The sequence below is a fragment of the Afipia sp. Root123D2 genome (assembly GCF_001425835.1).
GTDB lineage: Bacteria > Pseudomonadota > Alphaproteobacteria > Rhizobiales > Xanthobacteraceae > Afipia.
Genome location: NZ_LMDP01000001.1, coordinates 1,637,264 through 1,659,252, shown reverse-complemented (window position 1 = coordinate 1,659,252; position 21,989 = coordinate 1,637,264). Strand labels below are relative to the sequence as shown.

General features: G+C 60.1%; 23 protein-coding genes and 1 pseudogene. 10 read left to right on the top strand and 14 right to left on the bottom strand.

All coding sequences use genetic code 11. From position 1 onward, the window contains the following. Positions 1-3: 3 nt before the first annotated feature. From ASC80_RS07990 to ASC80_RS07980, 3 genes and pseudogenes are all read right to left on the bottom strand, one after another. Positions 4-1,629 (bottom strand): thiamine pyrophosphate-dependent enzyme, encoded by a 1,626-nt coding sequence (locus tag ASC80_RS07990; protein ID WP_056294788.1) that lies wholly within the window; start codon positions 1,627-1,629, stop codon positions 4-6. A 70-nt stretch (positions 1,630-1,699) separates the two neighbouring features. Next, positions 1,700-3,388 (bottom strand): ArnT family glycosyltransferase, encoded by a 1,689-nt coding sequence (locus ASC80_RS07985; protein WP_056294785.1) that lies wholly within the window; start codon positions 3,386-3,388, stop codon positions 1,700-1,702. 127 nt (positions 3,389-3,515) lie between these two features. Further along, positions 3,516-3,993: pseudogene (locus tag ASC80_RS07980) on the bottom strand (cupin domain-containing protein). On the opposite strand from ASC80_RS07980, the gene ASC80_RS24360 reads away from it, so the two are divergent. After that, positions 3,895-4,149: a hypothetical protein gene (locus ASC80_RS24360; protein WP_244487232.1), complete on the top strand. Its 255-nt coding sequence runs from the start codon at positions 3,895-3,897 to the stop codon at positions 4,147-4,149. The pseudogene ASC80_RS07980 and the gene ASC80_RS24360 sit on opposite strands and share 99 nt — an antisense overlap. Here the strand turns inward: ASC80_RS24360 and ASC80_RS07975 are convergent. Further along, the gene (locus tag ASC80_RS07975; protein ID WP_056294782.1) at positions 4,078-4,287 is read right to left on the bottom strand and encodes a KTSC domain-containing protein; all 210 of its coding nucleotides are present in this window, start codon (positions 4,285-4,287) and stop codon (positions 4,078-4,080) included. The genes ASC80_RS24360 and ASC80_RS07975 overlap by 72 nt on opposite strands. A 103-nt stretch (positions 4,288-4,390) precedes the next feature. Between ASC80_RS07975 and clpS the strand changes: the two genes are divergently transcribed. From clpS to ASC80_RS07950, 5 genes are all read left to right on the top strand, one after another. Then, complete coding sequence (clpS, locus tag ASC80_RS07970; protein ID WP_056294779.1) at positions 4,391-4,696, top strand: ATP-dependent Clp protease adapter ClpS; 306 nt, start codon at positions 4,391-4,393, stop codon at positions 4,694-4,696. A gap of 30 nt (positions 4,697-4,726) precedes the next feature. Beyond that, positions 4,727-5,788: a carboxylesterase family protein gene (locus tag ASC80_RS07965; RefSeq protein ID WP_056294776.1), complete on the top strand. Its 1,062-nt coding sequence runs from the start codon at positions 4,727-4,729 to the stop codon at positions 5,786-5,788. Between the two features lie 97 nt (positions 5,789-5,885). Further along, the gene (locus ASC80_RS07960; protein WP_056295793.1) at positions 5,886-6,422 is read left to right on the top strand and encodes a GDSL-type esterase/lipase family protein; all 537 of its coding nucleotides are present in this window, start codon (positions 5,886-5,888) and stop codon (positions 6,420-6,422) included. Between the two features lie 171 nt (positions 6,423-6,593). Next, positions 6,594-7,847: an ABC transporter substrate-binding protein gene (locus ASC80_RS07955; protein ID WP_056294773.1), complete on the top strand. Its 1,254-nt coding sequence runs from the start codon at positions 6,594-6,596 to the stop codon at positions 7,845-7,847. Between the two features lie 191 nt (positions 7,848-8,038). After that, on the top strand, positions 8,039-8,497 hold the full coding sequence (locus ASC80_RS07950; protein WP_056294770.1) for an MgtC/SapB family protein: 459 nt from the start codon (positions 8,039-8,041) through the stop codon (positions 8,495-8,497). Between the two features lie 8 nt (positions 8,498-8,505). On the opposite strand, the gene ASC80_RS07945 is transcribed toward ASC80_RS07950, so the two are convergent. Together ASC80_RS07945 and ASC80_RS07940 are read right to left on the bottom strand one after the other, a co-directional pair. Then, positions 8,506-8,841, bottom strand: a complete 336-nt coding sequence (locus ASC80_RS07945; RefSeq protein ID WP_056294766.1) for a hypothetical protein — start codon at positions 8,839-8,841, stop codon at positions 8,506-8,508. 229 nt (positions 8,842-9,070) lie between these two features. After that, positions 9,071-10,099 carry a DUF2778 domain-containing protein gene (locus ASC80_RS07940; protein WP_056294763.1) on the bottom strand — a complete coding sequence of 343 codons (1,029 nt, stop codon included), beginning with the start codon at positions 10,097-10,099 and terminating at the stop codon, positions 9,071-9,073. 511 nt (positions 10,100-10,610) lie between these two features. Between ASC80_RS07940 and ASC80_RS24145 the strand changes: the two genes are divergently transcribed. Next, positions 10,611-10,760 carry a hypothetical protein gene (locus ASC80_RS24145; protein ID WP_156464300.1) on the top strand — a complete coding sequence of 50 codons (150 nt, stop codon included), beginning with the start codon at positions 10,611-10,613 and terminating at the stop codon, positions 10,758-10,760. A 98-nt stretch (positions 10,761-10,858) separates the two neighbouring features. Next, complete coding sequence (locus ASC80_RS07935; protein ID WP_056294760.1) at positions 10,859-11,449, top strand: NADPH-dependent FMN reductase; 591 nt, start codon at positions 10,859-10,861, stop codon at positions 11,447-11,449. A 16-nt stretch (positions 11,450-11,465) separates the two neighbouring features. Here the strand turns inward: ASC80_RS07935 and ASC80_RS07930 are convergent, their stop codons facing one another. After that, positions 11,466-11,702, bottom strand: a complete 237-nt coding sequence (locus tag ASC80_RS07930; RefSeq protein WP_056294757.1) for a hypothetical protein — start codon at positions 11,700-11,702, stop codon at positions 11,466-11,468. Positions 11,703-11,960: 258 nt separating this feature from the next. On the opposite strand from ASC80_RS07930, the gene ASC80_RS07925 reads away from it, so the two are divergent. Further along, positions 11,961-12,278 (top strand): hypothetical protein, encoded by a 318-nt coding sequence (locus ASC80_RS07925; protein ID WP_056294753.1) that lies wholly within the window; start codon positions 11,961-11,963, stop codon positions 12,276-12,278. Between the two features lie 120 nt (positions 12,279-12,398). Beyond that, entirely contained in the window at positions 12,399-12,623 is a 225-nt protein-coding gene (locus ASC80_RS07920; protein WP_056294750.1) for a hypothetical protein, read from the top strand. A gap of 436 nt (positions 12,624-13,059) precedes the next feature. On the opposite strand, the gene ASC80_RS07915 is transcribed toward ASC80_RS07920, so the two are convergent. The 7 genes from ASC80_RS07915 to ASC80_RS07885 all read right to left on the bottom strand — a co-directional run bounded on the left by ASC80_RS07915 (position 13,060) and on the right by ASC80_RS07885 (position 21,194). Further along, entirely contained in the window at positions 13,060-13,488 is a 429-nt protein-coding gene (locus tag ASC80_RS07915; protein ID WP_056294746.1) for a hypothetical protein, read from the bottom strand. Positions 13,489-13,762: 274 nt separating this feature from the next. Further along, positions 13,763-14,506 (bottom strand): hypothetical protein, encoded by a 744-nt coding sequence (locus tag ASC80_RS07910; protein WP_056294744.1) that lies wholly within the window; start codon positions 14,504-14,506, stop codon positions 13,763-13,765. Positions 14,507-14,545: 39 nt separating this feature from the next. Then, positions 14,546-15,052, bottom strand: a complete 507-nt coding sequence (locus ASC80_RS07905; RefSeq protein ID WP_156464299.1) for a hypothetical protein — start codon at positions 15,050-15,052, stop codon at positions 14,546-14,548. A gap of 146 nt (positions 15,053-15,198) precedes the next feature. Further along, positions 15,199-17,169: a TniQ family protein gene (locus ASC80_RS07900; RefSeq protein ID WP_244487203.1), complete on the bottom strand. Its 1,971-nt coding sequence runs from the start codon at positions 17,167-17,169 to the stop codon at positions 15,199-15,201. Beyond that, the gene (locus tag ASC80_RS07895; RefSeq protein WP_056294735.1) at positions 17,061-18,131 is read right to left on the bottom strand and encodes an ATP-binding protein; all 1,071 of its coding nucleotides are present in this window, start codon (positions 18,129-18,131) and stop codon (positions 17,061-17,063) included. Before ASC80_RS07895 ends, ASC80_RS07900 begins: the two co-directional genes overlap by 109 nt. Further along, positions 18,128-20,515 carry a TnsB C-terminal domain-containing protein gene (locus ASC80_RS07890; protein ID WP_244487202.1) on the bottom strand — a complete coding sequence of 796 codons (2,388 nt, stop codon included), beginning with the start codon at positions 20,513-20,515 and terminating at the stop codon, positions 18,128-18,130. The genes ASC80_RS07895 and ASC80_RS07890 overlap by 4 nt, the downstream gene beginning before the upstream one ends. After that, a complete protein-coding gene (locus tag ASC80_RS07885; RefSeq protein WP_056295790.1) occupies positions 20,469-21,194 on the bottom strand; it encodes a PDDEXK family nuclease in 726 nt (241 codons plus the stop codon). The genes ASC80_RS07890 and ASC80_RS07885 overlap by 47 nt, the downstream gene beginning before the upstream one ends. Between the last annotated feature and the right edge of the window lie 795 nt (positions 21,195-21,989).

The following is a 21,989-nucleotide window of genomic DNA, read 5'->3' as shown; positions in this document are numbered from 1 at the left end:
GCGTTACACCGGCTTTGCCGGGTGGATGAAAGTCCACGGGCTGACTTCGGAGTCGCGCGGCACCTCGATATCGATCAGGCATGGGCCGCCATCGGCTAGCGCCGCTTCAAGCGCCGTCCTGAACTGATCGGGATGCGTCACCCGCCAGGCTCTCACGCCGAACGATTCCGCGAGCTTGATGAAATCGGGGTTGACCAGATCGGCCGCAACCACACGGCCGTCGAATACCTGCATCTGGTCGCGGCGGACGTTGCCGTAAGCATTGTTGTTGAACACCAGCGTCACCACGCCGATCTTGAACTGGACGGCCGTCGCAAGCTCCTGCACCGCGAACATGAATCCGCCGTCACCGGTGATCGCGACCACAGGCCGGTCGGGATGCGCGACCTTGGCGCCCAGCGCGGTCGGGAAGCCCGAGCCGAGCGTGCCCTGATAACCGGATGTGATGAACGTGCGCGGCTCATAGACCGGAAAGCCGTACCAGGAGGCAAAGCCGACCTGCGACAGTTCGTCGGTAACGATGCCATTCGATGGCAAGACGTCGCGCAGAATATCGAGATAGGCCATCTGCGGCTGGATCGCCTGAATCTCTATCGCAGCGGCGGCGCTGGCATTCCGGATCGCGTCACGACGGCTGCTGGCCTTGCTGTAACCGGCGCGTCGGACGTCGGCGAGCAGGGCGCGGGTGCCATCACGGGCGTCGGCGACGATGGCGGCATCGGGCGTGAACCTGATCATTTCGGCCGGATCGATGTCGATCCGGATCGATTTCTGGCCGTCTGGACGATAGGGCCAGCGCCAGGTCGGCATTTCCATTCTGGTGCCGATGCCAATGATGAGATCAGTTTGCGGCCACAGGCGATAGGCGCCCGCCATGGTCAGACCGAGTTCGTGGGCATTGCTGACAATGCCACGTCCACTGCGGAAGCCGACAACGGGCGCGTCGATCAGTTCGGCCAGTTCGAGAATTTCGTTTGCAGCGTCGATCGCCCCGGCGCCAACAAATATCATCGGATTTTTGCTTTGTCCGATGAGCCGGGCGGCAGCCTTGATCCGCTCACTGTCGGGCTGTGGCGGTGCGATGACATCGAACGGCGCAACCGGCGCAACGTCGGCGCGCTGCGTGAACACATCCCACGGCATCTCGAGCGCAGCAGGTCCACGCCGGCCGGACATCATTTCCTGAAAGGCACGAGCAATGAGGGCACCCGCCATATCAGGATGGCCGATGCGGTCGGCCCATTTGACGACGCTGCGCAGCGTCGCAAGCTGGTCCGGCATCTCGTGCAGGTGACCGCGCCCCTTGCCGAGGAAATTTGTCGGCACCTGGCCGGTGAGGCACAGCACGGGCTCGTTGCCGCCGAACGCCGTCAGCATTGCCGCGCCGGCGTTGAGAATACCGGGGCCGGGGACGACGCTGAACACGGCCGGCTTGCCGGTCGCGCGGGCATAACCGAAAGCCATGTAGCCGCATGCCTGTTCGTGCCGTGCGCCGACGACTTTCAGCTGAGCCTGGGCGAAGGCGTCAAACAAACCGTAGATTTGCGCGCCGGGCAGGCCGAAGACCGTATCGATGCCGTGCGCGCGCAAGCCGTCTACGATGGCTTCACCGCCAGTCCTCTGTGTCATGCCGAATGCCCGATCGAATGCAAATGAGGCTGCATTGTCGCGGAAGATGTTGCGGATGTCACGCCGTGCGTCAGTGCAGGAATGGTTCGGCCGTTGCGACTGCAGGTACTTTACGCGGCTGGCGGAGATCTTTCACAACGGCAATCGGAACGCCGAGCCGTTTGATCGATACCACGACCTTGCCCTCTCTTTCCCGTTCGCAGTGCATATGCGTCGGTGAAATGAAAAAATCGGCCTCGGCCCAGTTCTTCCACCACACCAGATACGGCTTGGCGTGATTGATGAAGGCGTAGCGCTCGCCGCACACCGCCACCTTGTACAGCTTGTGATGGCCGGGCACGCCCGCGCCTTCGGTGCGCTCGAGATAATTCTGGAGTTGGTCGATTGCCGGGTTCATCGAATTGACCCAGTAGTCTGTCACGTAGCGATCGGTTGCGCCGGGGAGCCCGCCGACGAGATCGTTGTAGACGAGATATTCGTAAGGGTGGAGGCGATACAAGGTATCGGCATTCACGCCAAGTGCGACAGCCACACTGGCGACAGCGGCGATTGCGAGAGCTCGGCTGCGCTGTCCGAACCAATGAATGGTCGCATCGAGGCCGACGGCGGCGAGAACGGCAACCGGGGGAAGCACGAAGAAGAAGTGGCGCATGCCGGTGAAGGCCGGCCCGTGTCCAATCACCTGACACGCCAGCGGGTATGCCATGGTGAATGCGACGAATCCGACTTCGATACGCCGACGGGAGGACCAGCCGAGGCCTCGTGCCATGAACGGGATCAGCGTCGCGGCGATAGTGAACGCCGCAGCCAACATATTCACCAGCGGCAACTTGATCAGAAGATAGACCGGTACATAGAGCGCGGGCACGTGCGCCATGTCGTAGATCGTGCCTTCGAAGATCGTGTGAATGTTGTAGTGAAAGTCCGCGAAGCTGAAAATCGCCCGGATCGGATTGAGCGGCGAAAGGCCCGCCCACGGCCAAGCGGCGATCATCATCACATAGGCCAGCGCGAATGCCGGCAGGAAGCGAAGCATCGAGCGGAAGACGAAAACGCTGCTGGCGCGCAAGTCGACGAACACCGGTTGCGGGATCGAGAGCAATGTGATGATGCCGGCGTAGCCGATCAGCAAAAGGCCTAGCACCTTGATGCCCAGCGCGCAGCCGGCGAAAAATCCGAAGCCGAGCACGTCGCGCCAGCGCGGGGACGGAAGGTCGCGCGAGGCACGAATAAGGAAATAGCACGAAGCCATCATTGTCGCGGCGAGCGGAATGTCCTTGGTGTGGTTGAACATGCCGCCATACCAGGATCCGCAGATCGCAAGGGCGACGGCAGCAATCAGGCCGGCGCGGGGGCCGGCGATCAGGCGCGCGGTCGCCGCCGTTGCGGCAATACCGCCGATGCCGATGAACGCGCACAGGATGTGGCGCAGGTCGTAAGCGTCGATCGCCGGAAAAGCGTGACTGAGCAGCACGGCGCAAATATCGAACAGGCCACCGTAAAGATAGAGATTGTCGAAGTGAAAGACGGCGCCGTCGGTCAGGCCGCTCTTGTAATACGCGAGGATGAGTGCGCCGTACTGATGCTGGACCCATTCGTCATTCGAGATCGAATATTGCCGGAATGTCAGCAGCGCCAGCACGGCAAGCGCGGCCAGCACGAGCACGGTCGCAACATCGTAAGGAGTGAAGGCGCGGGACGGCGCGTCGGCATGGACGAGCCGCGCGGCGTTGAGTTTGTCCTGGCCCAGGTTGGTCATACTAGCAGGCGCACATGAGATAGAAGCCAGGACGTTGCGGCAAAGCGTGGAACTCAATGGTCGCCGATATCACGCGTCCGTGAAATAGGGAAGGCCTACCTATGGCGTTAACATGTTGCACCTGCGTTTATTTTTGTACTTGAGGGCGGGCCCAGAGCCGGATCAGCGGGCCGTTTCGCCAAACATGGGGTCGGTTCGGGGTAGGGCGACCTGCGGAATCGTCTCCAGCGCCTTGCGGTAATTGTCCGGAGTCGGCCGTGTCACTTGCATCGCGGGGCCCGGCGGATAGGCGCCAACCACAACAAAATCATCACTGGCCTGAAGGCATTGATGGCCGGTACCGGCGGGCAATATCGCGACATCGCCGGTCTCGATGTCGAAGACCCGCCCGGCGTCGCCGCCGAACCGGACCCTGGCCTCGCCGCGTGCGACCCCCAACGCCTCGTGGACGGTGGCATGATAGTGGAGATAATCGACACGCCGTTGCGCCACATCTGTCCCCAGCTATGGGAGCCGAACAGGCCTTCGATCGTCTTTTCGCGGTGCTCGCTCTCAAGACGCAAGATATTCTTGTAGATCAGGAGCGGGAGCCGATTATTCGGCACCAGACCGTCATCGCTGAAAACGAAGGTGAGAGGCTCGGAGTTGTCGTGGATCGCCACCATCATCATGCTTATAACAACGCCGTTTTAACGATGGCGTTCCGCGAACTCGTAACGATCGCGGATCAGCGCATTAAAGAAGTTGCCCTTGGACGTTGATCTTACGAACTGGTGATAGACCTCCGCGGGAACGGCGAAGTAGGTGTAGGTCTTTCCGGTCGTGAAAACGACGTGAAGCTCGCGCGTGGGCGCGCTATACTCAATTCGTGAAATGACACTGGACGCGACCTGCGGCATGACACGCTTGTCCGTTGAGATTTCATTCCGATATGGGAGCGCGGGCTGCGATTTCAAATGCGCTCCCGGGTCCGGAACATTGTGTTAGCATCGAGAGGTCTCGATGGGGCAGACGACGGTCAAGCCGAAAACCAGAACCAAGGTCAAACTGCAGCGGCCGCCAATGTACAAGGTGATCCTGCTCAACGACGACTATACGCCACGTGAATTCGTGGTGATGGTCCTGAAATCGGTTTTTCGAATGGGCGAGGAAATCGCGCATCGCGTGATGCTCACCGCGCACCAGAAAGGCGCCTGCGTCATCGCCGTATTCACGCGCGACGTCGCCGAAACCAAGGCCAAGGAAGCAACGGAGCTTGGCAAGGCCAAGGGATACCCGCTATTTTTCACCACCGAGCCGGAGGAATAAACGTGCGGGAAATTCAGAATAGCCGGTGCCATGCTGCCTGAAAGCGATGTGCGGCTGTTGCCGCTGCTGGCGACGCTCGAGACGCTCGGGTTCATCGCCCGCCATTTTGATCCGATGGAATTCGATGCCTTGATGGAGGTCGTCGGTCGGCCGGACGATACGTTGCGTGCGGCTTGCATGAATATCAAGGACGGGGCTGCCATTCCCGACACTGCGCCCGCACATATCAAGGAAGCATGCGATACGGCACTGGCGGCGTTCGACGGTTTGCGCACGGCACGCAATCAGAGTGGTGATTTGCGCGGAGTTTTCAAAGCGCTGCGCAACTATCCGCGGTCGCAGGAGGCGCTGTATCCCCTTGCTGCGACCAACACCGCAATCAACCGTTTCTTTCTCGATCCCGCCGTTCGCGGCGATGCGGACGTAGTGGCGCGGTGTGCCCAGCCAGCGCGCGATGGCGAGACCGGCGTCATTCATGAGCAGAACGAGCCGGGCACGCGTGGCGGTTTTTCGGTCTACGTGCCGGAATATTATTCAGCGGATCGAAGCTGGCCGCTGGTGGTTGCGCTCCATGGCGGTAGCGGGAACGGCCGTGGTTTTCTATGGAGCTGGCTCCGCGAGGCACGCAGTTTCGGCGCCATCGTTATTGCGCCGACCGCAACTGGTGCCACCTGGGCGCTGATGGGCGAGGATGCCGATACGCCCAATCTCAGACGTATCCTGACATCGGTGCGCGAGCGCTGGACGATCGATCCATCCCGGATGCTGATGACCGGCATGAGTGACGGCGGCACCTTCTGTTATGTGAGCGGACTGGAGTCTGACTCGCCCTTTACCCATCTCGCGCCGGTCTCGGCAACGTTCCATCCCCTGATGGCGGCAATGGCGGATGCCGATCGTCTGCGTGGCCTGCCGATCCATATCGTGCATGGCGCGCTGGACTGGATGTTTCCCGGCGAAGTCGCGCGGCAGACGCAGCGAACGCTGGCTGCGGCCGGCGCCAATATGACTTATCGGGAGATCGACGATCTCAGCCATTGTTATCCGCGCGAAGTGAACGCGCCGCTGCTGGCGTGGATGGCCGCCACCTGACGATGGATTTGGCATACATGCAGAAGGGAGCAGTCTTGCTGTCATCTCGCGACAATCTATAGTCGAGCTGGGTCACTTGGTCGGGGGGGCGGTCGTCATGAATCGTTGGCTCATCGGACTCATTGCGGGCGTAACTTTGCTCGCCTGCGCAGCGCAGGCCGCGGCGGAGGTTCGCATCCTTGCGCTCGGCGCCAGCAACACCTATGGCTCCGGCAGGGGACGGACCAACGGCGGGGTGCCTTCATCGCAAGCCTATCCGGCTCAACTGGAAGCGCTGCTTCGCGCGCGCGGGCTGGCGGCTCATGTCACCAATGCGGGCATACCCGGCGATACCACCGGCGGCATGCTGGCGCGGCTCGATTCCGCTGTGCCCGCCGGAACGACGATTGTCATTCTTCAGCCCGGCGGGAATGATGCGCGGCGCGGGCAGGATGGCGCACGCGCTGGTAATATCGCGGAGATTAAACAGCGGCTCGCCGCTCGTCACATCAAGGTGATCATGCTTGGGCACCTCGGTCAGATCGCGCCGAAAAACACCCGCGTATCGGACGGTCAGCATTTCAATGCTCAGGGTCACGCCGCCTTCGCTACATGGCTCGCACCCAAGGTCATGTCTGCCGCGCGCGGAAAATAATCCCGCCATGCCCGAGATTTTTAACCGAAACGGCTCCCTAAAAAGCGGGTGCAATGCAAAAATACGAGATGCATCGCATCACGACAGTTCTGTTTGATTTGCCCGCAGCCATGTGTTGATCTCTCCTCAAGCCGCCATCAAGGCGGATAATAACAATGGGAGAGACTCCAAATGATCCAAGCCCCCCTCAATATTAAATTTGAATGGAAGGGAATCCTGCTCGCGGGTGTCGCCGCGGCATGCTTCGCAACGCCGGCATTTTCGCAATCGAAGGAGCCGATCAAGATTGGCGTGATCGCCGAGGTTCAGTCGATCGCTGGTGCCGCGACGCCCGGCGGCGCGCAGATCGCGGCCGACGAGATCAACGCCAAGGGCGGCGTTGACGGCCGCAAGATCGAGATCGTCACGTATGACAACAAGAGTTCGTCCGCCGACTCCGTGCGCGCGTTCCAGCGCGCCGTGTCGCAGGACAAGGTCAGTGCAGTGATCGCGAGTTATATCAGCGAGGTGGTGCTGGCGCTGGAGCCGTGGGCCGCGCGCCTGAAAACGCCGCTGATCACCCCCGGTGCCGCCAGCAATGAAATCACCCGTCCGATCCACGATGACTATGAGAAGAACAAGTACACATTCCATGGCTACCTGACGTCGGGCGCACAGGCACAGGCCGTCTGTGACGCAGCCAAGGATCTACTCGTCACCGGCATGAAGATGAAGACCGCGGCGGTCATGAGCGAAGACGCAGCATGGACTAAACCGCTCGATGAAGGCTATCTGGCCTGCCTGCCCAAGATCGGTCTGCAGGTTGTGGAACATATCCGCTTCTCGCCGGATACCACCGACTTCACCCCGATCTTCAACAAGATCGAGGCGAAGAAGCCCGATGTGATCGTCACCGGCATTTCCCATGTGGGTGTCCAGCCTACGGTTCAGTGGAAGAACCAGCAGGTCCCAATTCCAATGTTCGGCATCAGTGCGCAGGCTTTGAGCCCGACCTTCTGGAAGGACACCAACGGTGCGGCAGAGGGCATTCCATCGCTGGCGGTCGCAACGTCGACGACGGCTGTGACACCGAAAACCAAGCCGTTCGCAGCGGCATTCGAAAAGAAATTTGGGAAGGCACCAGCCTACACCGGCTACACCGCGTATGACGAAGTCTACATCATCGCGGAGGCCATCAAACGGGCTGGTTCAACCGATCCAGACAAGATGGTCGCCGAACTCGAAAAGACCAACTATGAAGGTACAATTGGCCGCGTGGCATTCTACGGACGCGAAGACCGCTTTACGCACGGCCTGAAATACGGTCCGGATTTCGTGAGCGGCATGATCTTCCAGTGGCAGGATGGCAAGCAAGTCACCGTATGGCCGGCCAAGATCTCCGAGGGAAAACTGAAGTATCCGAGCTTCGCGCGGCCGTCGAACTGAAACCTGATGTAAGAATAAAGGATGCGCGGCCGCCCATGGGCGGCCGTTTCGCTTGCGAGGTTTTCTTCGTCGGTCACGATGTTAGCGACCCCGTGACATCACGCCGTTTGGCGGCAATGTGGACAGCAGACAACACGGTTTACGCCGGATAGTGTGTTCTTGGCCGACGTCTTCTCGACCAAAGGATCACCATGTCGTCACTGCTTGAATCCGCGGGCAATTTTCAGGTCCTGCCGCATCTTCTCATTCTCGCGGTGGCCTATTTGCTTGCGTTGCCGATCGGCTGGAACCGCGAAAAGGAAGAGAGAAGCGCGGGCCTGCGGACTTTCCCGCTGGTGGCGATTGCGACCTGCGGGATCGTGCAGGCGACCGAGACGGTTTTAAACGGACACCCTGAAGGCACCGCCCGGATTATTGAGGGGGTCATGACGGGGATGGGTTTTATCGGCGGCGGCGCGATCCTGAAACACGGGACCTCGGTGCGTGGTACAGCGACAGCTGCGAGCTTGTGGGCGACGGGAGCGACAGGTGCGGCCGTCGGCCTTGGCGCCTACGATGTTGCGGTAATCATATCGCTGCTTACGTTCCTCACCTTGTTCCTGCTGAAGCCGTTCAAGGAAGAGGGCAAGGCGGACGACAAGACCAAGTGACGTGCGCGTCAGTCGAACCGATTGACTCGCGGCGTGTGCGGCGGTGACGGGGGCGACGTGGCGATCACTGTGCGCGCAGGCTGCCGGTTGCCGACCGCGTCGGGACTGAACGAAAAGATCTGCAAATCGCGCAGCAGGGCAGAGGCACGCGAGGTGAACGCGGCTACGGGCTCAGAGCCCTCGACGGCCTTCTTGATCTCCGTACCGCAACCGGCGCAGCCGTATGTGAATTCGAGCTTGGTCTGAGCCCACTGCACGTCGACGATGTCCATCAAGCGCTGGGCGCAATGTGGGCACACCATCACGGTCGGCTGGACATCCCGGAGCGGAACGTTCGCAAGCATCTGACCCTCCCTTGAATGCGTGTGCGCCACCGGATCGGGACAGGTGCGAAGGCAGGCTGCATTGATCGGCGAGAGGGCAACTTACCGCCGGTAGATCGGCGGTTCTCATCAACTTTCGGGAAATACACAGGAATCTGCCGGTTTCCAGCAGTGGCGGCTGATTTGCAGTCAGTTCCCAGGCTGTTCGGGATCATTCCCCGAGGGAGGCATTCAGGCCGGCTTTTTCAGCTCAGGATTTGAGGCTGGTGACCACCGCGAGCCGCTTGATCTCGCCATTGCGGAACGCGCGAAGGAAGGCCTCGTAGTCTTTGAACGAGACGCAACCATTGGAGTCGCCCTTCGGCCCGAGCATGTAAGTGTGGGCCAGAAGACCGGTGCGGCCATAGATATGGCCATTGCCGCCGACCGGATTGAGCCTGATCGCCTGGACGCCGTGGAACAGGCTCTCGCGCATCGTCAGGTCATACAGGTGAGGCGGTGTGGCCCCACGCATCCGTTCATGAACGAAGCGCGGATCGTCGAGTCGGCTGCCGAGCCCGGAATGGGCCTCAAGCTTGGTTCCATCCGGCATGTACACGGTGCGCGCGGAAATATCGTAGACCGCAGTCGAGCGATCGTAGGGTGGGCCTGACAATCCTTGCCCGTCGCTGCCAACGCCGCCGTCAGTCGGAGCATAGGCGAGCATCGGTCCCGCAGGACGCAACTTGCCGAACAGCTTCTCGAAAATCGAGGGCTGCTCCGGCGGCTTGGCGGGGAGGTTGACCTTGGTGGCTTCAGCCACTTCACGCAGCGAGGGACCCTTCTCCTCGGCGACGCGGATCTGGGCCGGGCGAGGCGCTGGCAGCGGCACGGCTTCCGCCGTCTGCGCCGGCTCGAGCGCCTTAACCGGCTCAGCAACTGGCTCCTGGACCGCGGATGCAACCTGAACGGGCGCAGAAATGACCGCTTGTTGCACCGGGCGTGTGACCGGCAGCTTGTCGCCTTTCGGCAGCGCTTCGGCGAATGTTTCCGGCGCGGGCTGGAAGTAGGTCGGGTCGCGCAGGGCGTTGTAGGTGGGGCGCGGCGTAGGAGCGGGCTCGGCGAAGGCCAGAGGTTTGACGTCCGGTCCGGCGACATTGACGTAAAGCGTCCACGAGCAGGCCAGCAGGATGAAAGCAAGCGCACCGTGACCGATCAGTGTTTGCGGCGGAATTTTCCTCGAAGGACGTTGGTTGTCCCGGGAACCGGCATGGTCACGTGCGTTGCTGTAATAGGTCATTCGCCAGGCGTCCCGAAACTTTTCACATCACGCCGGTTCGCGCGATGATCGGAACTCGCAGCGAGGGCATGTCCAAACGCAGTGTTGCGACCGGTGCACCGCTTGCCCATGGAGTTGCGCTGATGCACCGCGCAGATGCGCGGAGCGCCATTAATGCGAATTTTAGTTAAATGCCGATTAAGTCCCGCGCAAAGATGCACGAGAGACGCCGTACGGAACTGTGCGGCACAATTTTGCCTCAAACGACCGGGTTCCCCAAGGTAACGTAGCAGATCACGCCGCGCGACAGCCTGTGCGGTGAGGAGTGGCGGTCCGTCGACGACGGTGGAATCGGACTTCGGTATTTCCCCAATTGCGGAGTGATTAAGCGGGTACATTTCGGGCAAAGATTTGGCAGAAAAAGCCATTTCCGGAGGGAACTCAACGCTGTCTAGCGCGGGCAGCACCTCCCCGGAACGGCTGCAGCATGATTGTGGTTAATCCAGCAGTTCGTCGTCACGCGGCTGATCCAATGATCCGCAAGCTGAAATCCGGCGAGTATCGCCTCTACTCACGCAAGGTGAATCCGAAGACCGGCAAGCGCCGCAATCTCGGTACGTTCAAGTCGCGCACAGCCGCCGAAAAGCACGAGCGCGACGTGCAATATTTCAAGCGACACTAAGCGTTGGTTCGTCTCGATCGGTTTTCCTCCCCGCACCATCGTCCCATCAATCATGATACGGTCGACGGCAGGCATATGCTCCAACAGGAGGCTCGCGCATGAGCGACCGCATCCTCGTTTTCTACGGATCGTATCGCTCCGACCGGATGGGCATCCGCCTTGCAGATTATCTCGTCAAGGGACTGCGCGAACGCGGCTGCGATGTCGAACTGATCGACGCCAAGGCGGTCGGACTGCCGATGCTCGACCGCATGTACAAGGAGCATCCGAAGGGTGAGGCGCCCGCCGCGCTGGAAGCGTTGGCGCAAAAGATCATCGCCGCCGACGGCTTCGTGTTCGTCACCGGTGAATACAATTGGGGCCTGCAGCCCGGCCTCAAGAACCTCACCGATCATTTTCTCGAAGAATGGTTCTGGCGCCCGGCGGCGATCGCGAGCTATTCGGCCGGGCGCTTTTCAGGTGCTAGGGCGGCGCTGGCCTGGCACGGTACGTTGTCGGAGATGGGCATGGTCGTGATCTCGTCGACCATTGCGGTCGGCCCGATCGGCCAGAGCCTTTCTGAGAGCGGGGAGCCGACCGGCGACGGCGGCAAGGCGCTGGAGCGCGCGTTTCCACGCTTCGCGGACGATCTGCTCTGGTGGGTGGAAGCCGCAAAGGTTCAGCGCGCGAAGAAATCGCCGCCTTATTGATCGCGTGCAAGACCAATCAGCCGCGATCGCCGCCGATCGACTTGAGGCAGGACTTGCTCAGCTTGGCGCGGTTTTCTTTCAGACAACCGAGGATGGCCTGGTCATCGGAATCGATCACCTTGCGGCAATAGCGCGAGACATCCTTGGCGCAGGCCTGCTGCTGTTCGCCGGTGCCACCGCGCTTCGGGTCTTGCGCGAAGCTTGTCGCGGACAACGCCATCAGCAGGGCGGCAATCAGCGTGGTGCGAACCATGAACCGTCCTCCGGGGGTGAGATCGAGTATCTGATCCAACCTCGGAGCGCGTGGTGTGGTTCCTGCGTGTGTGACGGAACGTGTCGCGAAAATCGAGAACCCTGCAAATTCTTCCCGGCAGAAATTTCTTCGTGGTGGCCGCGCGGCAGTTCCGATGCGCCGAAGGTATGGCGTTTTCGGTGTAAAACGGGGATATTTCGTCACGATGAATGTGGCATGTCGCTTGCTTCGCCTTGCGGATTGCAAGCGAGGTTTGTCATGTCGATTTCACCTACATCACCGCTCGGCGCATTGTCGTCGCTGCTGTCGAGCAAGCCGTTGTCCGGTAGCCAGAGTGCTAAGTCGCCCGAGGCCAAATCGGCTGAACAGGCATTTCTCGATACCGTCGGCGAAACTCCGGCGCAGCGCATGTTCAATGCGATGCTCGGGCAGCTCGGTCTGACCGAGGAAGAATTTCAGGCGATGGATCCGGCTGAGCAGCAAAAGGTGGCCCAGAAGATCCAGCAGATGATCGAACAGCAGGCCGAGCAGGGCGGCGATAGGACTCCTGGTCTGGTGCTTGACATGACGGCCTGACCGGATTCGGATCGGCCCGTGAACGGCCGATGAACAAATTCATCGGCGGGCGAATTTTTCGGCCGTTGTCAGAACCGGGCGTTGAGGTAGGCTGGACATCCAACAAATCGGGAGTGATCCATGAAACGCCTGTCTGTTCTCGTCGTGTTGAGCCTGTTCGCTGCCGTGCCCGCCGTGGCCCAGTCGTCTTGCAAGGCCGTGAGTGCCGACGGCAAGCCGCTCGCCGGCGCCGCCAAGTCCAGCTTCATGAAGAAGTGTTGCGAGGAGAATGCCAAGAGCGCCGACGGCAAGATGCTTGCTGGCGCGGCCAAGACCAGCTCCGTCAAGAAATGCATGGGTAGCTGAGAATAGCGCGGCGGTTGGTAACCGCTGGCGTGCTGAAACACCAAGCCCTGCCGAAAGGCGGGGCTTTTTGTTGGCAAATGCGCGCGGGAATATCGGCTGTTGGCACATCGTGCTCGAACTGCCGTTCGATCGATTTCAGCGAGTGCGTATATGCTGAATGGATCGCGGTCCGCCGATATGTTCTTGCGACTATTGTATGTTGCTGCGTTGAAATGAGGTCGTCGTACTAATGCATGCCTGGTGCATGCTTGGCCGGGTTAAACAAAAGGGCCGATCGCAAGATCGGCCCTTTGCAGCGACGGGCATAAAACGTCCCCTCCTACCGCTACAAATCATTGAAATTGCTATCGTGGGGATTCGGCGGTCGGCCCGCAAACTGGGTTTGGCCGGGCAAAGTACGTCCCCTATGGCGAAATCCGCCAGCACCCCAAAGAACTCAGTGCAACTTGTCTTGGACGATGCCAATTATTCCAATAATGCCGCCGCCGACGAGCAGGAGTGTTTCTGTCGATCGCGATACTAATCGATTGCTTCTTTCGGAGAAATCCAAAACGCAATTCAGACGTGCCAGCGCGCGTTCACTTCCCGGTCGAGTTCGGATTCGCAGCATCATCGGATCATTGCGAATCTCGTTTGCCATCTGTGTTGGACTAGGAAAAAAGAACTCAGCCGCGAAAGTATAAGCCGCACCCATTATAACAATAACCGCGCCAGCAAGCGTCGGCCAATCATAAAAGATGACGAGAACTAGGATGCCGCTGCTGACCATGATGTAAGGAAGCATCAGTAGAGGTGTTAACCCGAACAGCACATTGAAGACGATTGCAAGATTATGAATATTGAAAATGGGCTCTTCGTTTGGCATTGCTCAATCCTTTATCGCAATTGCAGCCACGCGGTGCTGTTCACCAACAGCGACCACACCGTCAGCTCGTCAGTACCTTGAAATTTCGGAGTACGACTTCGGCGGTGTCTTCGATCGACAGGCCACTCATTCGACCTGTTAGCCTCTGCAGCACCGGCCATAGTACAACCCCTATGGCTCCGGCAACCATCTGAAATTCGTTGGTGCGAGATTTCCCGCTCGGATGTGCTGCCGCCGGATACCGAGCAAAGCATTTGACGCTGGACACCGGGCTTTAATCGTCGAAATAGGGCGTATTGCGTTTCGGTCCGGTGATGACCGACATCTGGCTCAAATCGACATGATCTCGCTCTTCCGAGAAGTCCATCGGAACTCCATGCTCAGAACCAAATGCTCGCCATTTGCGCCCGAGGTCGTCGACGAAGTCTTTCAGATCGTGACTAGCATCCGGAGAATATAGAGGATGCCAATACAGCACGGCGTATGGTGTATCTGGCAATTCGACGTAGTGATTGGTGAGGTAAATGAGAGCGGTCGTGTTGCTGTACGAGGTCTTGGCCAGGATGTGCCCGAAAATCTTGACGACTAGATCCGGCGGCACTCCTCGAAAGCCATCGTTCACGCAGAGGAGGATGCCACTCCAGTTGGTCAGTCCAAGCTCTGCTTTCGTTTCCTTGATCTGCCGATTGGCCGAATTGACGATCCGCTGGAGCGGTTTGACGAGCAGGTCAATCAGTCCATCGCGAAGGACAGGGTTCGCGGTATCTGGTTGACCGTCAGGGTATTGGGCGATCAAGTCATCGACCTTCTTCAATATCTCCTTGGAGTGGGCGAATTCGGTCTGAAGGAGCTTGTGCTCGACGACGACCTTAGCATGGGGGAAGATGTAATCGGCATTCTTGACCCCTTGGCGCTTGATCCTTGGCGCTACTAGCTCGCCGCCGGCAGTCGGCACGAACTTATTCCAATGCTTTTCGTCGGCGATGCCGCGTTTTTGACTCCAGTCGATATTGGTCACTCCGCACATTCCCTCATTGAGTATGCTTGTTCTCGCGTATTACGCCATCGACGTATCTGGAAGGCCCAATCGGGCACAATATGAGACAAGGCTGGGATGATCATCTGGAATTCCGAAGAACTCTTGGTTGGTGGGATTCCCATTCCACAGTCGAGGCGCCCCGGCTACGCTCGTGCGGTTACTGTAGAGTTGCTGCAGATTACCGTTCCGGCCGATTTTGAGTGCTGGATCTGACACGAAAAGAATCCGAGTGCCGACCTTCGGCGGCGTCACGTCGATCAGCTCGCCTTCGGGGTTTTCCCAGACGCTGTGGAAGTCCGCGACGATGACATCGACATCATTTTCACGGAAATTCCAGAGCGCCCATCCGTGAACGCGTCGGCCCCCGCGATGGAGCACGATGTGTTTGGCGGAGACGTGGCAGAAGTCGGCAGCATAGCCGGCATCGAGTTCTTGGTAGTCAAGATAGATCGGATTGCTAAGTTTCCAAAGGCGCAGAAATTCCAGCACTTCAGGATGGTTTGATGTTTTAGGCAATGTCTGCATGATCGATCCTTGCAATGTTTTCGGCAGACTCCAGCGAACGGGAACGATCTATCTACACGTTTTTGAATAATTTCGGCACTGCATCGTGGTTCTGAACAGAGCGCCACGCCGATCACACCCGGATTGTCGCTCTTTGGGATGACACTTTAGGATCGGCAAGGGTCGGCGAGCAGCGCCCTCTTGAGTTGATAGCGCCGATAGAACGTTGCCCCGATCTTCTTTGGATCTATCGCCGGCTTCACCCCAGCGGCCAAAAGCTCCTTCTTGACCGCCATATGATGGCGACCCTGCCGTCTGGCGATCGCGAATAGCGACACGAATTCGCGCTCGAACCGCTCGACCTCATGGATGGGCACCACCACGGTCGGGCAGCGGTTGATGGGATTGATCGCAGTGATTGATTTTAGGTGGCCATGCTTGATGAGGGCGGAAGCAACCTTGGCTGTCGTGGACAGTTTATCCTTGATCTGGAGCCCGGTCAGCCCGCCGAGGTCCGGTCCGCGAACCAGGGTTCGGACTTCCTCGACATCGACAAGGACCGACATGTAGCCGCGCTCGGAGGTGAGCTGCCATTTCCGCTGCACTTTGCCATCTAGGATCAGGCGGACGATTTCCTCGCTGCTGCAGCAGGCGAACTTGGCTGCACCCGGAATGTTTACCCGGTCTCGGCTGGCCGATGCGACCGGCTTCGCTCCATCGAGCAGCGTCGTCAAGAGCCTATCCAGGTCCTCGGTGGCGAACTGGTCAGCCGCCCCGTGATCGCCAGCACGGAGTCGAGGAACAATCAGACCGGATCGATAAAGCATGTCTCGCTGCACGCGCGGGGCATTGAGGTATTCACCGGCTTTGCGAACAGACAGGGTGGCGGCCAAGGCCTCTCTCGCCGTCAGGGAGCCTTTCTCAGCATCGAACAGGCAATTTCCGTCCGCGAGATCGGCTGCATCCTCGGGGAGCGCGCGAGAAGCCTCGAGGAGCTTTCGCAGTCGCTTCGGATGGAGACCGGTCTCCATCGACAGCGTCCTGATCGAGTGCAACCTGCGCTGCTCGACGGGTTTACCGAGCACGACGTCACCGGGTCCAACGGGAAAGCGGGTCCGGATGAAGTTGCCGACCAGGTCGCGTAGTGGATCGTAAGCGGGATCGTCTCGCCCGAACTCGAGGACCTGGTAGATGCGGCCGAACACGGCCTGCGGCCCTTCCTTGCCAGTTCGCAAATATGGATACGATGCCTGGAGTCCACGCAGGACTGTGTCGACCGCCGACTTGCCGCCATTCAGGATGTCGAAACCGGCAGCGCCGGCGCGGCGCCACTCATTGTCGGCTAACGTCTTGAGGTTGGGCATGCGCCCGAGCGTTGCGACCGCGCCGAACAGTTCACAGCCGGCGATGGCCACGTGCAGGGGCATGCCGTCGAGCAGGACGCTCTCTGCTGCCCGACCAGCGACGCGATCGACGATGTAGGTCTCGAGCCCGGTGAGCGTCCGCGTGCCGGCCTCGGCCGCCAAACGACAGAGGTCCGGCAGCACCTTGCTGACGTGGCGGGACCAATCATGCAGCAGGCTCGGGGTCAGGTTCTGGTCGAGGACCATCAGCGGTGTGGTGTGGATCGGGCACGTTTTGACGGCAGTGATCTGCCAGAGCGAGCGCTGATATGGCGCGAGCTCGGCGCGCAGGTTTGGCGCGTCAGCGATGTCGCTGGCGCAGCATTTCGGGCAGATAGCGACGGTGGCACGTCGCAAGCTGCCGCGGACCAGATCCTGACCACGCAGCAGATAACGCCGCTCGCCGGTTTTGACGAAGGCGTTTGCCGCGAGCGCTTCGAGCGCGACGCCGCCCTTGGTAGCGACGATAGCGAGCGCCTGCGGATCGCCATCGACGACTTTCTGGAAGGTGGTTCGGAAGTCGAGACAGAATTCGCGAGCGGACGGCGCATATCGGACCGCGAGCCTGGAGACGAAGGATGCGGGCGTTTCGCCGACGCCGAGGGGGACGGTAAGACGGAGCGGCCTCACGACGTCCTGCCTTTCTTGGCGTTCTTCCGGCCGACGGGCGTGGTGGCATCGTCGATTTCTTCGACGTCCTTGGTCTGCAGGCGCGTGGTGTCGATGGTGTGCCACGCGCTCGAGATGAAAGGATTCTGGTCGTCCGGCATCAGGTTGCGAGCGGCATATGCGTTCGCGAAATCCATCCTGGTAATGTGCGTGGCGTTGCGATCGATCGCGTCTTCCATTGCCTCGGCGAGAATTTCGAGCGTGATGCCCATCTCGTATTGGCCCGCGTGCAGCAAACGGGCGATGATGTCGTCGCCGGGTTGGACGTCGATCTTGAGCTTCACCTCTTCCGCGTAATGTTGGAGCGCCTGCTCCAGAAACTCCGCGTGCTCCTTTGGCGTTAGCTTGGTCAGGTACATGAAACGGAGCCGGCGCCGGAGCTGGCGGTCATGACGGAAGAAGGGCAGCAGTTCGGGGATGCCGGACAGGATCAGTTGCACGGGCCATTCGGGATTGGTCATCAGGTCCTTGAGCGTGTCGCGTACCTTCTGGACCTCGTCGACGCTGTGGCCATGCAGGACGTGCTGGAGATCATCGATCGCGAGAAACAGCACGTTGTTCTCGCGAATTTGCTGCCTGACCCGGAGCCAGGCGTTGTTCTCGCGGATGTCGCGCTGAAGGTCGTAATCCATCAGGTCGAGCACGCGGATGCCGAGTTGCCCGAGCGTGCATGGGCTGGGCGCGGTGATAGAGATCAGCGGGCACCAGGCGTCCTTGACGCAGAAGTTCGGAAAGGCCGCGTGATCGCGAAAAGTTTCTTCCAGGAGCCGGGATTTGCCTGCACCGCTGGGGCCAATGACGACGATGCCCTTGCCCGGAGCGCGGTTATTGGCGGCATGCGGCTTGTTCGGATCACGCCGTATCTGCGCGTTGATGGTGAGGCGTTTAAGGAGACGCACGAGATCGTCGTCGCGTTCCGACGTCATGTAGGTGGTTTTTGCCTTCTCGATGCGGGCAACGAGCGCGAGATCGGCCGGACTGAGCAACGCGCGCAGGTAAGCGGCGGGATCGGCATTGTCGTAGGTCATTTGCGCTCCTTGGGTTTCCACTCGCGCGGCGGTTTGCGGAGGCGGATTTCGGGGGCGGGTTGACGGTTTGCGGGCACGGCGCGCGGCACCTTGGATCTGACGCGCTCGGTGGTTGCTTCGATCTGGGCCATCGGCTCCTCGGGCGGTGGCAGCAGCTGCGCCGGCCCGTTGGGCGGAGCCTTGGTGCCGACGAAAACACGACCTCCGAGAATGTCGATCGGACCTGTCGGTGGGGAGAGAACCTCCTCTCGGTGTCGGACGGTCTGGTTCATGCGAATCCGGATCGCCTCAAGCTGCTCGCGGGTCTTCGGCCGGTAGAGGATGCTGAGGCGCTTGCGGGTCTCGGCGTCGCCGGCCTGTGCGAACTCGATGGCGCGATGAACGACCGGCTTGACGAGGTTCTGCAAGTCCTCGTCCTGCCGCCGCAGGTTTGCGAGCGCCGCCTCCCAGATCGCGACGTTGACGCCTTTCATGATCTCGGGGCCGCACACCGTCAGCCAACCGCCGTCGACCCGTAGCGAAATGGCACCCAGGTCCTCGCCATCGACCTTCACGATGTAGTCGCGTTGCGGGCTGCGCTGAAACAGTTCGTCGATCTTCTGGGAGCGATACCAGTTGCCGAAGATCTCGATGCCTTCGGCCTGCATGGTGACGGTGAAAGGCTCGCCGAAGGCGAGACGGACCCGGCTGGGACCAGGCGGCGTAGTGGGTGCGCGCTTCTTTGTGAGACGGAGCCAGCAAGCGCGCGGCGTCTCGCCGCCGAGACCCGCGTGCGGAAGGTTGTGGTACTGGTCCACGACGAACCGAACGATCAAGGCGGCGAGCTCTTCGACGGTGACGCAGGCGCGTGCCAGGGATTCGTACTTGCCGCGCACCTGCGGATTAGAGAATGCCCGACCCGAAAACCGCAGGAGGCTTCGGATGTCGAGTGTCTGGAAGAAGCGCTCGATCTTGGGGCGTTGTTGCGGCGTATCGATCTGCGGGCTCTTGAAGGCGATGCCGAGGTCTGTGCAAACGAGCTCGGTCTCTGCGTTGAGCAAGGCGGAGCCCTCGTCAACGACGAACGTGTCCATGGTTGCGCGGTATTCCCAAGGCGTTTCGCAGCCGATGGAGCGCGCGAGCGCGGTCTTGTCTGAAACGGACATCCGCAGCAACTGCTTGGTGTTGGAGGCGCCAGTGCGGAGGGCGAGCGTCATCGCCGGAATGACACGCGTCGTGCAGCAGATCGCAGCGCTGAAAACACAACGCGTTTTCGGCGCGGCCTCCCGCAGCTCTGGGCTGATCGCATCCCAGAGTGGCAGGAGCTCCATCACGAGGGTGTGGAGGTGCGTTGTCCAATCGTCAGCTTCGACCCGCTGCATCGGCCGTATCAGACCCTGTACGCCGCCTTTAGAAGGATGGAAGAAGCGCTGTGCGACTTCCTCGCCCTTACGGGCGGCGATCACGTCGAACGGTGGCAGACGGCGGATTTCGACCCGGAGCAGATCGATGGCTGGGCAGGTCAGCAGGGCGACGCCGCGCCCATCCATGTGCTCCTTGAATTCTTTGGTAACGCGCGCGAGATCGATGCCTTGATAATCGCGAAGATCTAGGCCGGCGGCTTCGATGCGCCCGCGATTGAGGTTCGCGAACTTCGTCTCCATTTCACCCCAAAGAAAGGCGATGGTCGGCGCTTCGCGACTGAGATAGCGGTAGACATGATCCATGAGGATCGGCCGCTCCTCCCGAGAGTAGCGATCGTCGCGCCAGCCACAGAGGTGATACTGATTCACCAGGCCGAGCGGTCCCATTTCCAGGTAGGCATTGACCCATTCAAGGAAGCGCTTGGGCCCGACGAGCCTAAAGGTCGGGGGTCCCATTTGGCCGCCTTTGGGTGGCGCCTTGGGCGCGAACAATTCGTCCTGCATCTTGAGCAGGATGGGTGCGAGGTTCTGGCGATAGTGCGAGGCGGCGCCGCGGGCCTTCAAGAGAAGGAATTTCTTGACGGCGATCAGCTTGTTTTTCACGAGCTCGCGTTCCTCGTCCGGAAGGTCCGCGATCATCTGCTCGTCGCTCTTGAGGATTGCTGCGGCCTTCCCGGGCGTTGCTCCGAGCGGATCGAAATCGAACTCGTAACCGTCTTTGACGAGGTCGAACTCCTCGAAGGTGAGTGCAATGGACCGTTTCGGCTCCGAAAGCGTTTCGAACACGAACCCATTCTTGTCGCAGATCTTGCGGACGCACGAGTGTCCAAAGAGGCTCAACACGGCGGATTCGCCAACGTGCCAGCGCACGGCCCTCCGCGAGCGCGGCGGCTTCAGAGGGAGGAGTTCGTGCACGCGCTGGAGCATCGGTCTCTCAGGCGTTGCGCTTGCGGCTCGGGGCTGCGACGACGCGGTGGTCATCGAGCATTCCGTATTCGATGAGGCTGAGCTTGCCGTCGGCGACGGCGCGAACCACGGCATCGAAGCCGTAACCGGCCAGGCCGGATTGGTACGCCAACTCTCCAATGGTGGTCTCACCCTTCAAGCTGCGCAGCAGCTTCGCCATAGCGGCGTCGTCCTCCGGCCACGGGTCACGTCGGGCGTGATGGATCACCTGTGCGTTGAAGATGTCGATCGGCGAGAGGTCCTGATCGGTGAAGAGGAGCACCCAGTCGGCCCGTGACGGCGGTATCTGCTCCGCGATCAGCTCGACCGTGCGACCAATGCCGGTCTTATCGACCAGGGCGAAGGGTTTCACTGCGATGAGGCCGGTGCTGCCGGTCGTCAGCCTGATCTGGAAATCGAACGTGTGCGGCTGCTCGCGACCATGGTCATCGACGTAGATAACCGCCGGCGCCTGTTCGGCGACTTCCACAACATCGGGGCGCATGCTGGCGAGCAGCGCGAAGCATAGTTCGAGCTCGGCCTCGTACCAGAACTTTCTGTCGCCGAAGAAATCCCAGCCGTGCACGCTGATCGCCGAGTGCAGCGAGATCGAACGGCTTCTGAGACTCGGCGGCGGATCCGGAGTAAATTCTGCGCACGGGCGCGGGTTTCGGAGCGATGGGTCCGGTGTCAGATATTCTTCAAGCGTCATCATCGTCTTCGGCTCCTGCCTTGGCAAAGCTCCGCCGTTCGCCGAAACGGCCGGCGTCAAGCTTCCTAGAATTTTGGATCGAGGGCCGGTTTTCTGCGTCAAACCGCTTGCGTGATGCGGCAGCGAGGAGCAGAATCCAAACGCCTTTTCGGGCTCGTTTGGGTCGGTCTTCGATCCAGCAAACAAGCGGTCTCGCTGCTAACGAGGCCGCTTGTTTTCGTTTGGGCTACGTCGTGGTCTCCTTGAGGCGAGGATTGCTTTCCTCAAGGCAAGGATTCCCTGGAACCCTGCAAGAGTCCCAAGGAAAATTCAGAAAAAGAATCTGCGATCAAAGACTTAGAGGAAGTCTTTGAATCTATGCCGCGAATCCTTGCCAAGGAGATTGGCTTCTGAAGGCTTGCTACAATGGAATGGAGGTGTGCGCCGCTATCAAGCGCGACCTAACGGAGCGCAAATCAGACGGTGTGACATGGCTTTGACCTCTCGCGATTTTCGGCGACGACCGGCACAATCATCGAAATCGACCCAGGGCGGCGCATCCTGCGCAATACGGGAAGCCCGATCGCCCGCGCCGCGACTTCAACAGCTATTGGTGTTCTGAAATTGCGAAGATCGCGTGGGATACAATCCTGCAACCTTCGAGGTAGAAAAAAGTGACTCCATATTAACTATATCACACTCAACGCAATTTGTATTCAGCAAGCTTCGCGCATGGTTAATGCGCCCACCCAACATCTTGTTATGAACTCGTCGCGGACTAAGAAATGGCCTTCATCACTGCCGCGCACTTGCCAATTG

Bases quoted from the DNA above. Each gene is read 5' to 3' on its own strand.
- ASC80_RS24145 (WP_156464300.1), top strand. From the start codon at position 10,611: ATGATCCGCAAGCTGAAATCCGGCGAGTATCGCCTCTACTCACGCAAG.
- ASC80_RS07905 (WP_156464299.1), bottom strand. From the start codon at position 15,052: ATGCAGACATTGCCTAAAACATCAAACCATCCTGAAGTGCTGGAATTT.
- ASC80_RS07920 (WP_056294750.1), top strand. From the start codon at position 12,399: ATGAAACGCCTGTCTGTTCTCGTCGTGTTGAGCCTGTTCGCTGCCGTG.
- ASC80_RS07950 (WP_056294770.1), top strand. From the start codon at position 8,039: ATGTCGTCACTGCTTGAATCCGCGGGCAATTTTCAGGTCCTGCCGCAT.
- ASC80_RS07930 (WP_056294757.1), bottom strand. From the start codon at position 11,702: ATGGTTCGCACCACGCTGATTGCCGCCCTGCTGATGGCGTTGTCCGCG.
- ASC80_RS07990 (WP_056294788.1), bottom strand. From the start codon at position 1,629: ATGACACAGAGGACTGGCGGTGAAGCCATCGTAGACGGCTTGCGCGCG.
- ASC80_RS07925 (WP_056294753.1), top strand. From the start codon at position 11,961: ATGTCGATTTCACCTACATCACCGCTCGGCGCATTGTCGTCGCTGCTG.
- ASC80_RS07935 (WP_056294760.1), top strand. From the start codon at position 10,859: ATGAGCGACCGCATCCTCGTTTTCTACGGATCGTATCGCTCCGACCGG.
- ASC80_RS07985 (WP_056294785.1), bottom strand. From the start codon at position 3,388: ATGACCAACCTGGGCCAGGACAAACTCAACGCCGCGCGGCTCGTCCAT.
- ASC80_RS07885 (WP_056295790.1), bottom strand. From the start codon at position 21,194: ATGATGACGCTTGAAGAATATCTGACACCGGACCCATCGCTCCGAAAC.
- ASC80_RS07915 (WP_056294746.1), bottom strand. From the start codon at position 13,488: ATGCCAAACGAAGAGCCCATTTTCAATATTCATAATCTTGCAATCGTC.
- ASC80_RS07895 (WP_056294735.1), bottom strand. From the start codon at position 18,131: ATGACCTACGACAATGCCGATCCCGCCGCTTACCTGCGCGCGTTGCTC.
- ASC80_RS07965 (WP_056294776.1), top strand. From the start codon at position 4,727: ATGCTGCCTGAAAGCGATGTGCGGCTGTTGCCGCTGCTGGCGACGCTC.
- ASC80_RS24360 (WP_244487232.1), top strand. From the start codon at position 3,895: ATGGGAGCCGAACAGGCCTTCGATCGTCTTTTCGCGGTGCTCGCTCTC.
- ASC80_RS07975 (WP_056294782.1), bottom strand. From the start codon at position 4,287: ATGCCGCAGGTCGCGTCCAGTGTCATTTCACGAATTGAGTATAGCGCG.
- clpS (WP_056294779.1), top strand. From the start codon at position 4,391: ATGGGGCAGACGACGGTCAAGCCGAAAACCAGAACCAAGGTCAAACTG.
- ASC80_RS07890 (WP_244487202.1), bottom strand. From the start codon at position 20,515: ATGACCACCGCGTCGTCGCAGCCCCGAGCCGCAAGCGCAACGCCTGAG.
- ASC80_RS07940 (WP_056294763.1), bottom strand. From the start codon at position 10,099: ATGACCTATTACAGCAACGCACGTGACCATGCCGGTTCCCGGGACAAC.
- ASC80_RS07960 (WP_056295793.1), top strand. From the start codon at position 5,886: ATGAATCGTTGGCTCATCGGACTCATTGCGGGCGTAACTTTGCTCGCC.
- ASC80_RS07945 (WP_056294766.1), bottom strand. From the start codon at position 8,841: ATGCTTGCGAACGTTCCGCTCCGGGATGTCCAGCCGACCGTGATGGTG.
- ASC80_RS07955 (WP_056294773.1), top strand. From the start codon at position 6,594: ATGATCCAAGCCCCCCTCAATATTAAATTTGAATGGAAGGGAATCCTG.